Annotated in this window: 13 protein-coding genes; 7 read left to right on the plus strand and 6 right to left on the minus strand. The window is 69.4% G+C overall.

Features of this window, described 5'->3' with window-relative positions; all coding sequences use genetic code 11:
- Nucleotides 1-12 precede the first annotated feature (12 nt).
- Nucleotides 13-1,014: an inositol monophosphatase family protein gene (locus EV670_RS10520; protein ID WP_130431823.1), complete on the minus strand. Its 1,002-nt coding sequence runs from the start codon at nucleotides 1,012-1,014 to the stop codon at nucleotides 13-15.
- A 173-nt stretch (nucleotides 1,015-1,187) separates the two neighbouring features.
- Here EV670_RS10520 and EV670_RS10525 point away from each other — a divergent pair, with 173 nt between their 5' ends.
- The 3 genes from EV670_RS10525 (at nucleotide 1,188) to cysE (ending at nucleotide 3,873) form a co-directional block, all read left to right on the plus strand.
- Complete coding sequence (locus EV670_RS10525) at nucleotides 1,188-1,910, plus strand: RNA methyltransferase (protein ID WP_242616949.1); 723 nt, start codon at nucleotides 1,188-1,190, stop codon at nucleotides 1,908-1,910.
- Nucleotides 1,907-3,016 (plus strand): PrpF domain-containing protein, encoded by a 1,110-nt coding sequence (locus tag EV670_RS10530; protein ID WP_207225052.1) that lies wholly within the window; start codon nucleotides 1,907-1,909, stop codon nucleotides 3,014-3,016. The genes EV670_RS10525 and EV670_RS10530 overlap by 4 nt, the downstream gene beginning before the upstream one ends.
- A 77-nt stretch (nucleotides 3,017-3,093) precedes the next feature.
- Nucleotides 3,094-3,873 carry a serine O-acetyltransferase gene (cysE, locus tag EV670_RS10535; RefSeq protein WP_130431824.1) on the plus strand — a complete coding sequence of 260 codons (780 nt, stop codon included), beginning with the start codon at nucleotides 3,094-3,096 and terminating at the stop codon, nucleotides 3,871-3,873.
- Nucleotides 3,874-3,888: 15 nt separating this feature from the next.
- Here cysE and mog read toward each other — a convergent pair whose 3' ends face one another.
- On the minus strand, nucleotides 3,889-4,485 hold the full coding sequence (gene mog, locus EV670_RS10540) for a molybdopterin adenylyltransferase (RefSeq protein ID WP_130431826.1): 597 nt from the start codon (nucleotides 4,483-4,485) through the stop codon (nucleotides 3,889-3,891).
- Nucleotides 4,478-5,116, minus strand: coding sequence for a ribosome biogenesis factor YjgA (gene yjgA, locus EV670_RS10545; protein ID WP_130431828.1), 639 nt, complete (start codon nucleotides 5,114-5,116; stop codon nucleotides 4,478-4,480). Before yjgA ends, mog begins: the two co-directional genes overlap by 8 nt.
- A 40-nt stretch (nucleotides 5,117-5,156) precedes the next feature.
- Here yjgA and pmbA point away from each other — a divergent pair, with 40 nt between their 5' ends.
- Both pmbA and EV670_RS10555 read left to right on the plus strand, forming a co-directional pair.
- The gene (gene pmbA, locus EV670_RS10550; protein WP_130431830.1) at nucleotides 5,157-6,524 is read left to right on the plus strand and encodes a metalloprotease PmbA; all 1,368 of its coding nucleotides are present in this window, start codon (nucleotides 5,157-5,159) and stop codon (nucleotides 6,522-6,524) included.
- A 130-nt stretch (nucleotides 6,525-6,654) separates the two neighbouring features.
- A complete protein-coding gene (locus EV670_RS10555) occupies nucleotides 6,655-7,737 on the plus strand; it encodes a TRAP transporter substrate-binding protein (protein WP_130431832.1) in 1,083 nt (360 codons plus the stop codon).
- 114 nt (nucleotides 7,738-7,851) lie between these two features.
- Here EV670_RS10555 and EV670_RS10560 read toward each other — a convergent pair whose 3' ends face one another.
- The 3 genes from EV670_RS10560 to EV670_RS10570 all read right to left on the minus strand — a co-directional run bounded on the left by EV670_RS10560 (nucleotide 7,852) and on the right by EV670_RS10570 (nucleotide 10,822).
- Complete coding sequence (locus EV670_RS10560) at nucleotides 7,852-9,684, minus strand: TRAP transporter large permease (RefSeq protein WP_130431834.1); 1,833 nt, start codon at nucleotides 9,682-9,684, stop codon at nucleotides 7,852-7,854.
- Nucleotides 9,684-10,322 (minus strand): TRAP transporter small permease subunit, encoded by a 639-nt coding sequence (locus EV670_RS10565; protein ID WP_130431836.1) that lies wholly within the window; start codon nucleotides 10,320-10,322, stop codon nucleotides 9,684-9,686. Before EV670_RS10565 ends, EV670_RS10560 begins: the two co-directional genes overlap by 1 nt.
- A gap of 191 nt (nucleotides 10,323-10,513) precedes the next feature.
- A complete protein-coding gene (locus EV670_RS10570) occupies nucleotides 10,514-10,822 on the minus strand; it encodes an ArsR/SmtB family transcription factor (protein WP_130431838.1) in 309 nt (102 codons plus the stop codon).
- Between the two features lie 138 nt (nucleotides 10,823-10,960).
- On the opposite strand from EV670_RS10570, the gene EV670_RS10575 reads away from it, so the two are divergent.
- Together EV670_RS10575 and EV670_RS10580 are read left to right on the plus strand one after the other, a co-directional pair.
- Nucleotides 10,961-11,422, plus strand: coding sequence for a (2Fe-2S)-binding protein (locus EV670_RS10575; RefSeq protein ID WP_130431840.1), 462 nt, complete (start codon nucleotides 10,961-10,963; stop codon nucleotides 11,420-11,422).
- Between the two features lie 70 nt (nucleotides 11,423-11,492).
- Nucleotides 11,493-13,754 (plus strand): xanthine dehydrogenase family protein molybdopterin-binding subunit, encoded by a 2,262-nt coding sequence (locus EV670_RS10580; protein WP_130431842.1) that lies wholly within the window; start codon nucleotides 11,493-11,495, stop codon nucleotides 13,752-13,754.
- The last annotated feature ends 2 nt before the right edge of the window (nucleotides 13,755-13,756 follow it).

Below are 13,756 nucleotides of genomic sequence, written 5' to 3' on the forward strand. Positions count from 1 at the left end.
TGACGCCGGCCCTCAGGACAGCGCGTTGCCGTCGGTCTTGCGGATGCGCAGCGGCGCCTTCCTGGCCGCCGGCTTGGGCGTGATCGCCAGGGCCGGCGCTTCCTCGATGCCAGCGCCGAGCGTGGCCGTGAACGCAGCCTCGGGCGTGATGGCGGCTTCGGCCGAGGCGCCACCGGTGTCAGCCGGCTTGCTCTCGTCCTCTTCCTTGATCACCTTGCTGTAGGGCGCGAGGATGCCGACCAGTTGGGCGTACACCTTCGGGTTGCCCGCCACCAGCTCGCGCTGGTGCAGGTAGTCGGACTCGCCGGTGAAGTTGCCGACCAGGCCACCGGCCTCGGTGATGATCAGCGAACCCGCCGCGCAGTCCCAGGGCTGCAGGCCGGTCTCGAAGAAGCCGTCGTACCAGCCGGCCGCGACATAGCAGAGGTCGAGCGAGGCCGCGCCCGGGCGGCGCAGGCCGGCACAGGCGGTGCTGACCTCCTCGAACATCTTCATGTAGCGCTTGAAGTTGTCGCCCTTGCGGAACGGGAAGCCGGTACCGACCAGCGACTCGAGCAGGCGGGTGCGCTTGGAGACGCGGATGCGGCGATCGTTGAGGAAGGCGCCGCGGCCCTTGGAGGCGAAGAACAGGTCGTTGCGGCTGGGGTCGAAGACCACCGCCTGTTGCACCTGGCCGCGGTAGGCCAGCGCGATCGAGACCGCGTAGACCGGGAAGCCGTGGATGAAGTTGGTGGTGCCGTCGAGCGGATCGATGATCCAGACGTAGTCGCTGTCGCGCGCGCCATGCTCGCGGCCCGACTCCTCGGCCAGGATGCCGTGGCCGGGATAGGCCTCGAGCAGGGTTTCGATGACCGCCTGCTCGGCTGCATGGTCGATCTCGGTCACAAAGTCGTTGTGCGACTTGGCGGTGACCTGGACCCGCTCGATGTCGAGTGCCGCCCGGTTGATGAGCGCGCCGGCTGCGCGGGCCGCCTTGATGGCGACGTTGAGCATGGGATGCAGGGACTGCGACATGGCGAGACGGCTCGGTCGATAGAGGGGAAGGGCGGCTGGCGGGGACAAAGAGCAAGCGGCCCGAGGTGGCCGCTGTCGAGCTGTCCGGTGCGGCGCAAATGATCGCGCAAACGGGCCACCTCGATAATCGCGATTCTACCTGCCCGCCCGGGCAAACCCTAGGCTACGCACTCGTGTCGGACCGCACCCGTTTCATCCTCGTCGGCACCAGCCATCCGGGCAACGTCGGCTCGGCCGCGCGGGCGATGAAGGTGATGGGCTTTTCCGATCTGGTGTTGGTGCGGCCGCGCTTTCCCGACGTGCTGGTGCAGGAGGAAACCGTCGCACTGGCCAGCGGCGCGGCCGACATCCTGGTGCGGGCGAGGGTGGTGGAGACGCTGGCCGAGGCGCTGGAGGGCGTGCACATCGCCTGCGCCACCGCGATGACGCCGCGCGACTTCGGCCCACCGACCCACTCGCCGCGCGACTGGCTGCCGGGCGTGGCGGCTGGCGAGGCCAGCGTCGGCTTCGTGTTCGGCTCCGAGCGCTACGGTCTCGCCAACGAGGACGTCTACCGCTGCCATGCGGTGCTCAGCATTCCGACCGCGCCCGACTACGGCTCGCTGAACCTCGCGCAGGCGATCCAGCTCGTCGCGTGGGAATGGCGGCAGGCACTCGGTGGTTTTGACGTGACCGAACGCAGGTCCGAGCCGCAACTCGCCGACGGCGCCGCGGTGCAGGGCCTGCTCGAGCACTGGCGGCACGGGCTCGAGCACATCGGCTACCTCGACCCGGCCGCGCCGAAGAAGCTCATGCCGCGCCTGAACCAGCTCTTCAATCGTGCCGGGCTGACGCAGGAGGAAGTGCACCTGCTGCGCGGCATCGCCAAGGCGATGCTGGAGACATCGGCGAAATGAAAAGAGGACTCGACGCCGTCTGGATGCGCGGCGGTACCAGCAAGGGCCTGTTCCTGCGCGCCGAAGACGTGCGCGCGGTCGCCGGCGACGATCCGCAGGCACGCGACGCGCTGCTGGCACGCCTGCTCGGCAGCCCCGACCCCTACGGCCGCCAGACCGACGGCGTGGGCGGCGCCACCTCGAGCACCAGCAAGGTGGTGCTGCTGTCGCGCTCGACGCGCGGCGACGCCGACATCGACTACTGGTTCGGCCAGGTCGACATCGCCGGCGGCCGCATCGACGCCAGCGGCAACTGCGGCAACCTGAGCGCCGCGGTCGGTCCGGCGGCGCTGTGGCTCGGCCTGGCGCAACCCGGCGGCTCGACGACGACGCTGCGCCTGTGGCAACTCAATCTGCAGCAGCGCATCGACGCCCGCTTCGCGCTCGACGCCGATGGCCGTCCCGAGGAGCGCGGTGCCTTCGCCGAGGACGGCGTGCCGTTCGCCAGCGTCGAGATCGGCCTGCGCTACTTCGAGCCGCAGGGCGGCCTGCCGTTGCTGCCGAGCGGGCGCGTGCTCGATCGCCTCGCGCTGCCCGACGGCACGACGATCGAGGCCACGCTGCTGACCGCCGGCAATCCGAGCGTGATCGTGCGTGCCGTCGACCTCGGCCTGGACGCAAGCGAGGCCGCGCCGCGCATCGACGCCGACGCCGAGCTGCTGGCCCGGCTCGAAGCGATCCGCGCCGCCGGTGCGGTGGCGATGGGGCTGGCGACCAGCGCCGAACAGGCCACGCGCGATCGCCCGGCCACGCCCAAGATCGCCTGGGTCGGCCGCGGCGCCGACGGCGAGCTGTCCGCGCGCATCCTGTCGATGGGTCGCCTGCACCACGCCTTCACCGGCACCGGGGCGATCGCGCTGGCGGTGGCGGCGCGGCTGCCGGGCTCGGTGGTGCACGAGATCGTCGGCGACGGCGCCGGCGAGTTGCGCTTCGCCCACGCCAGCGGCCGCATGGCCCTCGGCGCCGAGCTCGCGCAGCGCGACGGCCGCTGGATCATGGTCGCCAGCGAGGTGCGGCGCAGCGCGCGCCGGCTGATGCAGGGTTGGCTGCCGCTGACACCGCGTTGAAACCGCAAGACCGCGACGGCGTCGCGGCCGGGGTGCTGGCTACACTGAAAGCCTGACCCTGCCTCCGAACGCCTGAAATGTTCACCCGCCTGCGCGAAGACATCGACACCATCCTCGAACGCGACCCCGCCGCGCGCGGCCGTGCCGAGGTGCTGTTCTGTTACCCGGGCCTGCATGCGCTGCTGATCCACCGTGCCGCGCGCGCCTGCTGGACCTCGGGCTGGCATGGGCTCGGGCGCTTCCTCTCGCACCTGGGGCGCTTCTTCACCGGCATCGAGATCCACCCCGGCGCGCAGATCGGGCGTCGGGTCTTCATCGACCATGGCATGGGCGTCGTCATCGGCGAGATGGCCGAGGTGCATGACGACTGCACGATCTACCAGGGCGTCACGCTCGGCGGCACCACGCTGGTCAAGGGCGCCAAGCGGCACCCGACGCTGGAGCGCGGCGTGGTGGTCGGCGCCAACGCGGCGGTGCTCGGCGGCTTCACGGTCGGCGCCGGCGCGCGCGTGGGCTCCAACGCAGTGGTGACCAAGGCGGTGCCGCCGGGTGCCACCGCGGTCGGCAACCCGGCCCGCATCATCGAAGCCGAGGGCGAGGCCCAGCGCGAGGCGGCCGCCGCCAAGATGGGCTTTTCGGCCTACGGCGTGACGCAGGGCGACGACCCGGTGGCGCAGGCGATGAAGGGGCTGATCGATAACGCCTCGGGCCACGAGCACCAGATCGCGTTGCTGTGGCAGGCGATCGAGAAGCTCTCGACCCGCACGCGCGAGCTGCCGGCCGCCGATTGCGTGCCCGACGACGCGCAGACCACCGAGAGCTTCGATGCCGAGGGGCTGAATCGGCTGGTGAAGTGAGCCAGCTTCGGTGCTTCAGCCGCGCACCGGCCGCACGGCCGACTTCGGCCTGAAGGCCTTGCAGAACTCGTCGCGGGTCTCGAGGTAGGGGCCGCCGATCAGGTCGATGCAGTACGGCACCGCGGCAAAGATGCCGGGCGCCGGCGGCTGCGCATCCGGCAGCCCCTGCAGCGTCTCCGCAATCGCCTTGGGTTGCCCCGGCAGGTTGATGATCAACGCCTTGGCGCGGATCACCGCGACCTGACGCGACAGGATCGCGGTCGGCACGAACCTCAGGCTGATCTGCCGCATCTGCTCGCCAAAGCCCGGCATCTCCTTGTCGGCCACATCGAGCGTGGCCTCGGGTGTCACGTCGCGCGGCGCCGGACCGGTGCCGCCTGTGGTCAGCACCAGGTCGCAGTGTTCGTCATCGACCAGCTCGCGCAGCGCGGCGGCAATGCCGGGACGTTCGTCGGGAATCAGCCGCGTCACGAACTCGATCGGATTCTTCAGCGCCTGCGCCAGCCAGCCCTGCAGGGCCGGGATGCCCTGGTCGGCATAGACGCCGCTGGAGGCGCGGTCGCTGATCGAGACCAGGCCGATGCGCACCGGCTCATGTGTCGGTTCAGTCATTGATCTCGTCGTCGCGGTTGTCGCGCTCGTGCGACTGTTCTTCTTCGTCGTTCGATTCCGCCTCGAGCACCGCACGCAACCACTGGAACAGCTCGCGATAGGCGCGCTGCTGGCGCTGCGCAAGGCCGGGCGCGGCGTCCGGTTGCACGTCGCGCCGTGCCGCGCGCAGCAGCTGGCGCAACTGCTGCACGTCGCTTTGCGGGTACTGGCCGATCCAGCGCGTGATCGCCGAGTCGTTGGCGATGAGGTCGCTGCGCCAGACCTCGACCTGGTGCAGCGCCAGCGCGTTGCGCGCATGGCCGAGCCGGAACGAGGCCACCGCCTCGCGGATCGGCTGCGGGTCGATGCCGCGCATCAGCTTGCCGAGCAGTTGCAGCTGGCGCCGGCGGCCCTCGTGGGTCTTGACGCGGTGCGCGTCGGCAATCACCTCGCGCAGGCGGTCGGAGAGATCGAGGTCGTCGACGCGGTTGGCCGGCAGCTCGAGCAGCGCCTCGCCCAGCTCCTGCAACTCGTGCGACTCGCGCTTGAGCTGGCTCTTGCTCGGGCGGCTGTAGCCGTTCTCGTCGACGCCGTCATCGACTTCGGCGTCGGGTTCTTGTTCAAGCGGGACGGAAGGGCGGCGCGGGCTCACGTTCGGGGTTCGGTTCGTATCGGCCCGATATCATAGGTTCATGACCCGTCCGTCCTCCGGCTTCGCCCATACCCCCGCCCAATTCCAGGAACTGATCGCCGATGCTCTGGCCGTCGCCAGGCGCCTCGGTGCCAGCGACGCCGCCGCCGAAGTCAGCGAGGGGGCCGGGCTGTCGGTTTCGGTGCGCAAGGGCGAGGTCGAGACGGTCGAGCGCAACCGCGACAAGTCGCTCGGCATCAGCGTCTACCTCGGCCAACGGCGCGGCAATGCGAGCACCTCCGACTTTTCCAAGGCGGCGATCGAGCAGACCGTGAAGGCGGCCTACGACATCGCCCGCTTCACCGCAGAGGACCCGGCCGCCGGCCTGCCCGACGAGGCCGACCTCGCCAAGGGCGCCGAGGCCACGCGCGAGCTCGACCTGTTCCACCCCTGGGCCATCGACGCCGATGCCGCGATGCGCATCGCGCTGCGCTGCGAAGAGGCCGCGCTCTCGCTCGATCGCCGCATCACCAATTCCGAAGGCGCCGGGGTCTCGGCCCAGGCCTCGCATTTCTGGGCCGGCAGCACGCGCGGCTTCAGCGGCGGCTACGCCAGTTCGCGCCATTCGGTGTCGGTGGCGCCGATCGCCGGCCGCGGCAGGGACATGCAGCGCGACAGCTGGTACAGCTCGATGCGCTCGGCGGCCGACCTCGCTGCGCCCGAGGCCATCGGCCGCTACGCCGCCGAGCGTGCGCTGGCACGCCTGAAGGCCCGCAAGATTGCTACCTGCGAAGTGCCGGTGCTGTTCGAGTCGCCGCTGGCCGCCGGCCTGCTCGGCGCCTACGTGCAGGCCACCAGCGGCGGCGCGCTCTACCGCAAGGCCAGCTTCCTGCTCGACAGCCTCGGCACCCAGGTGCTGCCGGCCCACATCGACATCCAGGAAGATCCGCACATTCCCAAGGCCAAGGGCAGCGCGCCCTTCGACGACGAGGGCGTGCGCACCCAGGCGCGCAAGGTGCTCGAGGGTGGCGTCGTACAGAGCTACTTCCTCTCCACCTACTCGGCGCGCAAGCTCGGCCTGCGCACCACCGGCCATGCCGGCGGCTCGCAGAACCTGGCGCTGACCAGCCGCCAGACGCGACCCGGCGACGATCTCGACGCGATGCTCAAGAAGCTCGGCCGCGGCCTCTTCGTCACCGAGCTGATGGGCCAGGGCGTGAACTACGTCACCGGCGACTACTCGCGCGGCGCCGCCGGCTACTGGGTCGAGAACGGCGCGATCCAGTACCCGGTGCACGAGATCACGATCGCAGGCAACTTGCGCGAGATGTTCATGCAGATGACCGCGGTCGGCGCCGACGTCTACACGCTTGGCAGCAAGAGCGTCGGTTCGGTGCTCATCGAGCGCATGAAGGTCGCCGGCAGCTAGGCCCGCGCGGGCCGCTTGTTGCGGCCACTCCCTACGCAATTTCGCCGTGGGAAAACCCGCAACGGCGGCTAGGGACGCGTCCCTAGAATCTGCGCGGCGTGTCACGCTGTTCCACTGAGGAGACTCATCAATGCAACGTCGTTCGTTTGTCAGGCATGCCGGTTTGGCCGGGGTGCTCGCTGCCGGTGCCGCACCGGCGGTGGTCAATGCCCAGGCCACGATCCGCTGGCGCCTGGCTTCCAGCTTCCCGAAATCGCTCGACACCATCTTCGGTGCGGCCGAAGAGTTCTCGCGCCAGGTCAGCGCGCTGACCGGCGGCAAGTTCGTCATCTCGGTGCATGCCGGCGGCGAGCTGATGCCGGCCTTCGGCGTGCTCGATGGCGTTTCCAACGCCACCGTCGAATGCGCGCACACGGCGCCCTACTACTTCTTCGGCAAGGACCCGACCTACGCGCTCGATTGCGCCATTCCCTTCGGCCTCAACAGCCGCCAGATGACGGCCTGGATGTACGAGGGCAATGGCCTCAAGCTGCTGCGTGAGTTCTACGCCAAGTCCAACATCGTCAACTTCCCGATGGGCAACACCGGTGCCCAGATGGGCGGCTGGTTCCGCAAGCCGATCACGTCGATTGCCGACATGAAGGGCCTGAAGATGCGCATCGGCGGCTTCGGCGGCAAGGTGCTCGAGCGCGTCGGCGCGGTGCCGCAGAACATCCCCGGCGGCGAGATCTACCAGGCGCTCGAGAAGGGCACTATCGACGCCGCCGAATGGGTCGGTCCCTACGACGACCTCAAGCTCGGCTTCTTCAAGGTCGCGCCTCACTATCACTACCCCGGCTGGTGGGAAGGTGGCCCGCAGCTCTCGCTGTACGTCAACAGCAAGGCCTACGAGGGGCTGTCGGCCGAGTACAAGGCGGTCATCGAGAACGCCGCCGCGCTCGCGCATGTCGACATGCAGGCCAAGTACGACGGCCGCAACCCGGCCGCGCTGAAGACCCTGGTCGGCTCGGGCACCAAGCTGCATCGCTTCCCGAAGGACGTGATGGACGCCTCGTTCAAGGCGGCGATGGAGGTCTACGCCGAGCTCAACGCCAGCAACCCGGCCTGGAAGAAGATCTACGAGGACTACTCGAACTTCCGGCGCGACCAGAACCTCTGGTTCCGCTTCACCGAAGCCGGCTTCGACGACTTCATGCAGCAGCAGAAGCTCTGAGCCCCGCGCCGGGCCCCTGACGGGCCTGGCCGGCAAAAGCAAAAGCCCCGCCGCGGCGGGGCTTTTTCATGGGTGCGCGTGGCGGCGTGCCGCAGCACGCCGCTGGCCCGCAGATCAGGGCTTCTTGGCGTCCCGGCTCATCGACTCGAGCAGGCCCTTCATCGGATCTTCCTTCTCGGCCGAGGCCGGTGCCGCCGGCGCGGTTGCCGGCGCCGAGGCGCCGTCACCGCCCGGTGATGGCATGAAGGGGTCGGGCTTCTCGGCCTTGTCGTCCATCTGCAGTTGCTGCAGCGCCTTGTCGGCGTCGATCTGCACCGTCTTCTCGATGCCGCCGGTCACCAGCGTCGGCCAGGCGATCACTGCCACGACCATCACCAGCTGCAGGCAGATGAAGGCGATCGAGCCCTTATAGATCTGCGAGGTCTGCACCGCCGGGATGGTCTCGCCGGTGACGCGGTCCTTGTAGTCCTTCTTGGCCGCGACGCTGCGCAGGTAGAACAGCGCAAAGCCGAAGGGTGGCGTCAGGAACGAGGTCTGCAGGTTCATCGCGAGGATCACGCCGAACCAGATCAGCACCATCTCGGGCGGGGTGCCGGGCGGCAGCAGGCCGGGCAGCAGCTTCTCGGCCACCGGCACCAGGATGGGGATCACGATGAAGGCGATCTCGAAGAAGTCGATGAAGCAGCCGAGGATGAAGACCAGGATGTTGACGACGATCAGGAAGCCCAGCGCGCCGCCCGGCATCTTGTCGAACAGGTGCTCGACCCAGATGTGGCCGTCGGCGGCATTGAAGGTGAAGCTGAAGATCGTCGAGCCGATCAGGATGAACAGCACGAAGCACGAGAGCTTGGCCGTGTTGTCCAGCGCCTGCACCAGCAGCGTTCCCTTCAGCCTGCCGCGGCTGATCGCCATGATCAGCGCGCCGAGCGCGCCCATCGCGCCGCCTTCGGTCGGCGTCGCGATGCCGAGGAAGATCGTGCCGAGCACCAGGAAGATCAGCACCAGCGGCGGGATCAGCACGAAGGTCACGCGCTCGGCCAGCTTGGACAGCAGGCCGAACTTGAACACGCTGTTGACGATCGCCAGTGCCAGCGCCAGCAGCGAGGCGACCGTCATCGACAGGATGAAGATCTCGTCGCCCGGCGCCGGCAGCTCGCGCCCGATCAGCGGATTGATGATGCCCTGGTGAATCTTGGACCACGCTATGCCGACCACGGTGCAGATCAGCAGCAGCACCAGCAGCGAACGGTGGCCGCTGGCGCCGTTGGCCTCGCGGTAGATGCGTGCCTCCTGCGGCAGCGCCGGCACCCAGTGCGGCTTGACAAAGGCGATCACGGCGATGAAGGCGAGGTAGATGCCGACGAGCATCAGGCCCGGGATCAGCGCGCCGGCGTACATGTCGCCGACCGAGCGGCCGAGCTGGTCGGCCAGCACGATCAGCACCAGCGACGGCGGGATCGCCTGCGCCAGCGTGCCGCTGGCGGTGATGGTGCCGGTGGCGATCGTGCGGTTGTAGCCGTAGCGCAGCATGATCGGCAGCGAGATCAGGCCCATGCTGATCACCGCCGCGGCGACCACGCCGGTGGTGGCGGCGAGCAGCGCGCCGACCAGGATCACCGCGATCGCCAGGCCGCCGCGCACCGGGCCGAAGACCTGGCCCACCGTCTCGAGCAGGTCCTCGGCCATGCCGGAGCGCTCGAGGATGATGCCCATGAAGGTGAAGAAGGGAATCGCGAGCAAGGTGTCGTTCTGCATGATGCCGAACACCCGCAGCGGCAGCGCCTGGAACAGGTTGGAGCCGAACATGCCGGCTTCCATGCCGATGAAGCCAAACAGCAGGCCGGTGGCGGCCAGACCGAAGGCGACCGGGATGCCCGAGAGCAGGAAGAGGAACAGCCCCGCGAACATCAGCGGGACGAAGTTCTGGGCAAGGAACGAGGCTTCCATCACTTGTCCCCGTTCAGCTTGGCCGCGCGGTCGTGCACCGCGATGGCCTGTTGGTGGCGTTCGGCCTCGGCGGCCAGCTCTTCGGCGAGCAGTTCTTCATCGGATTTGCCTGACTCGACGCTGATGGGCTCGGGGATGTGGCCCCGCAGGAAGGCGATGCGCTTGATCAGCTCCGAGACCGCCTGCGCCAGCAGGATCGCGAAGCCCAGCGGCATCAGCAGGTAGGCCGGCCAGCGGATCAGGCCGCCGGCGTTCTGCGACATCTCGCCCGAATGCCAGGCGTTGGTGAACAGCGGCCAGCTGAGGTTGATCATGATCAGGCACAGCGGGATCAGGAACACGACGATGCCGAGCGAGTCGATGATCGCGTTGGTGCGCTTGCTGAGCTTGGACGAGACGAAGTCGATGCGCACGTGCACGTTGCGCAGGAAGGCATAGCCGGCGCCGAGCAGGAACACGGCGGCGAACAGGTACCACTGGATCTCGAGCCAGGCGTTGGAGCTGATGTTGAATATCTTGCGGATGATGGCGTTGCCGGCGCTGATCAGCACCGCCGCCAGCACGAGCCAGCGGATCAGCTTGCCGATCAGCTCGTTGAACGAGTCGACCAGCGCGGAAAGTCTCAGAAGGGCGGACATGGGACGCTTCGCGGTTGGATGGCAGGCGGCGCGCGCAGGGCGGCGCCGAGCCGATGAAGGCGCGCCAGCGGGCGCGGCGCGACGATTCTAGAAGCGCCCTAGGGGTGCCTCTCTACGCGGCAACCCCTAGCGATCTCACCTACAGCCGGAGCAAGTTCCGGCTGCCGATGCCGGCTTGAGCGTGCGCCCACTCAGTCGCAGCGCTTGAGCTCGGCGACGAAGCGATCAAGCAGCGCGATCGCATCGTCGATCGCCAGTCCGTAGTGGTTCTCGACCCCGGCCCGGCGCACCCGCACCAGTCCGGCCTGGCGCAGCACCTTGAGATGGTGCGAGATCGCCGGCCGCGACAGCGGCAGCCGTTCGGTCAGCTGGTTGACGTTGAGTTCGCCATGCTCGGTCAGCAGCAGCAGGATCTGCTGGCGCGCAATCTCGCCAAGCGCCGCAAAGATCGGCGTGCATGCGGCGAGGGTAAGTCCGAGCTGGGCGGCGGCAATGGTCATGGGCGATGCATGGCTGACAGGCAAGGCATTCCTCGGCAATGGAACCCATTGACACCCGGGGCAGCGACGGTACATTCAGATTATGCGTTCAAACGTGTAAACCAACCGCGACTTTGTCGCCATTTGTTGCCAAGCACCATGCCCACGATCACCGTCAATGGCGTCGAACGACGCCTCGATGTCGAGCCCGAGATGCCGCTGCTGTGGGTGCTGCGCGACGAGCTCGGCCTGACCGGCACCAAGTTCGGCTGCGGCATCGCCGCCTGCGGCGCCTGCACCGTCGACATCGACGGCGTGCCGACCCGCTCCTGCGCGATGCCGGTCGCGGCGGTCGAGGGCAAGTCGGTGCGCACTATCGAGGGCGAGCCCGACGCGCTGCTGCAGCGCCTGCAGGCGGCCTGGATCGCGCACCAGGTGCCGCAGTGCGGCTACTGCCAGTCGGGCATGCTGATGGCCGCGCGCGCCCTGCTGGCGGGCAACCCCAAGCCCAGCGATGCCGACATCGACGCCGCGATGAGCAACATCTGCCGCTGCGGCACCTACCAGCGCGTGCGTGCCGCGATCCACGCGGCGTCCCGCGGCGAGGGCGCCAAGGCATGAGCGCCGCCCGGCCGTCCGAAGGGGCGAATTCCCGCTTGGCGGGACCGGCCGCAGGCCGAAGGGTGGACCAATGAGCGCGCCGCGGGATCCTGTTCGCCGTCGCCTGCTGATCGCCGGCAGCGCGCTGGCTGGCGGCCTGATCGTCGGTTGTGCCGACAACCGGCCGGCGGCGCGTGTTGGCAAGCCCGGGCAACTGGCGCCGGAAGCCGGCAAGGTGGCGCTCAACGGCTGGGTGCGCGTCGGCACCGACGGCAGCGTCAGCGTCGCGGTGCCGCGCGCCGAGATGGGCCAGGGCGTGCACAGCGCGCTGGCGATGCTGGTGGCCGAGGAGCTCGATGCCAACTGGTCGCGAGTGAGCGTCGAGCAGGCACCGCTCGAGCAGAGCTATGCCAACACCGCGCTGTTCCTCAACCTGGTGCCGCTGCAGCCCGACGACGACAGCGCCACCGCGCGCATGGTGCGTGCCTCGGCCGAGCGCGTCGGCTACGCGTTGTCGTTGCAGGTGACCGGCGGCTCGAGCAGCGTGCGCGATGCCTGGGAGCCGATGCGCCTGGCCGGCGCCACCGCGCGCGCACTGCTGCTGCAGGCCGCGGCGCAGAAGTGGCAGGTGCCGCTGAGCGAATGCAGTACCCAGCCCGGCGCGGTGCTCCACGTGAGCACCGGCCGCAGGCTGGGTTACGGCGAGCTGGCGGCGGCCGCGGCCACGCAGTCGCCGCCGGCCGAGGTGCTGTTCCGCGATCCGGCGCGATACCGGCTGATCGGCAAGCCGACGCCGCGGCTGGACGTTCCGGCCAAGGTCGACGGCAGCGCCGGCTTCGGCATCGACGTGCGGCTGCCGGACATGCTCTACGCCTCGATCCGCCAGGCGCCGGTGTTCGGCGCCAAGCTCAAGTCCTTCGACGGCGCCGAGGCGCTCAAGCTGCGCGGCGTGCAGCAGGTGCTCGCGGTCGGCAACGGCGTGGTGGTCGTGGCCGACAGCTGGTGGCGCGCCAATCGCGCGCTCGACGCGGTGAAGGTCGAGTACGACGAAGGCCCCAACGCCGGGCTCGACTCGGCGGCGATCAGCGCCCAGTTCCGGCGCGACCTGGACGCGGCCAGCGGCTTCAGCTTCAGGAGCGTCGGCGACGCCGCGGCCGCGCTCGCCGCGGCCACGCGCAAGGTCGAGGCCACCTACGAGGTGCCGTTCCTGGCCCACGCGACGATGGAGCCGATGAGTTGCGTGGCGCAGGTCAGGGACGGCCGGGTCGGCGTCTGGACCGGCACCCAGGTTGCCACGCTGGCGCGCTGGAAGGCGGCCCAGGTGGCCGAGGTGGCGACCGACAAGGTCGACCTGCACATCACGTATCTGGGCGGCGGCTTCGGGCGACGGCTCGAGACCGACATGGTCGAACAGGCGGTGGCGGTGGCGCTCAAGACCGGCGGCAAGCCGGTGAAGCTGCTCTGGTCGCGCGAGGAAGACACCCGCCACGACATGTACCGTCCGGCCGCGCTGTCGAAGTTCTCCGCGGCGCTCGATCCCCAGGGCCGGCCGACCGCCTGGCTCAACAAGGTGGTGGCACCCTCGGTCGGCCTCGACACCTTCGCGCGCCTGCTGCCGTGGGCGGCCGCCGACGCGCCCGACAAGAACCAGATCGAGGGCGCCTTCGACCTGCCCTACGCGATCGACAACCTCAACGTGCGCCAGATCCGATCGCGCACGCCGGTGCCGGTGGGCTCGTGGCGCAGCGTCGGCCACTCGTACAACGCCTTCTTCACCGAGAGCTTCGTCGACGAGCTGGCGCATGCCGCGGGCAAAGACCCGCTGGCCTTCAGGCGCGAACTGCTGACGCGTCACCCGCGCCACCGCGCGGTGCTCGATCTCGCCGCGGCCAAGGCCGGCTGGGGCATGCCGCTGGCGGCCGGGCGCGCGCGCGGCGTGGCGTTGCACGAGAGCTTCGGCTCGATCTGCGCGCAGGTGGTCGAGGTCTCGCTGGAGGGCGGCGCGCTGCGCGTGCACCGTGTGGTCTGCGCGATCGATTGCGGCGTGGTCGTCAACCCCGACACCGTCGAGGCGCAGATGCAGAGCGCGATCGTGTTCGGCCTGACGGCGGCGCTGTTCGGCGCGATCACGCTCAAGGACGGCCGCGTCGAGCAGGGCAGCTTCAACGACTACCCGATGCTGCAGATGGCGCAGATGCCGCTGATCGAGACGCACCTCGTGCCGAGCACCGCGGCGCCGGGCGGCGTCGGCGAACCCGGCACGCCGCCGATCGCGCCGGCGGTCGCCAACGCGCTGTTCGCGCTCAACGGCCAGCGGCTGCGCACGCTGCCGCTGCGGCCGACGGCGGCCTGAGG

Source organism: Rivibacter subsaxonicus (assembly GCF_004217215.1).
GTDB classification, from domain to species: Bacteria; Pseudomonadota; Gammaproteobacteria; order Burkholderiales; family Burkholderiaceae_C; genus Rivibacter; species Rivibacter subsaxonicus.

What these genes read in the sequence shown, in the direction of transcription:
- EV670_RS10520 (WP_130431823.1), bottom strand. Translation starts at nt 1,014, where the DNA reads ATGTCGCAGTCCCTGCATCCCATGCTCAACGTCGCCATCAAGGCGGCC.
- EV670_RS10530 (WP_207225052.1), top strand. Translation starts at nt 1,907, where the DNA reads ATGAAAAGAGGACTCGACGCCGTCTGGATGCGCGGCGGTACCAGCAAG.
- cysE (WP_130431824.1), top strand. Translation starts at nt 3,094, where the DNA reads ATGTTCACCCGCCTGCGCGAAGACATCGACACCATCCTCGAACGCGAC.
- mog (WP_130431826.1), bottom strand. Translation starts at nt 4,485, where the DNA reads ATGACTGAACCGACACATGAGCCGGTGCGCATCGGCCTGGTCTCGATC.
- pmbA (WP_130431830.1), top strand. Translation starts at nt 5,157, where the DNA reads ATGACCCGTCCGTCCTCCGGCTTCGCCCATACCCCCGCCCAATTCCAG.
- EV670_RS10555 (WP_130431832.1), top strand. Translation starts at nt 6,655, where the DNA reads ATGCAACGTCGTTCGTTTGTCAGGCATGCCGGTTTGGCCGGGGTGCTC.
- EV670_RS10560 (WP_130431834.1), bottom strand. Translation starts at nt 9,684, where the DNA reads ATGGAAGCCTCGTTCCTTGCCCAGAACTTCGTCCCGCTGATGTTCGCG.
- EV670_RS10565 (WP_130431836.1), bottom strand. Translation starts at nt 10,322, where the DNA reads ATGTCCGCCCTTCTGAGACTTTCCGCGCTGGTCGACTCGTTCAACGAG.
- EV670_RS10570 (WP_130431838.1), bottom strand. Translation starts at nt 10,822, where the DNA reads ATGACCATTGCCGCCGCCCAGCTCGGACTTACCCTCGCCGCATGCACG.
- EV670_RS10575 (WP_130431840.1), top strand. Translation starts at nt 10,961, where the DNA reads ATGCCCACGATCACCGTCAATGGCGTCGAACGACGCCTCGATGTCGAG.
- EV670_RS10580 (WP_130431842.1), top strand. Translation starts at nt 11,493, where the DNA reads ATGAGCGCGCCGCGGGATCCTGTTCGCCGTCGCCTGCTGATCGCCGGC.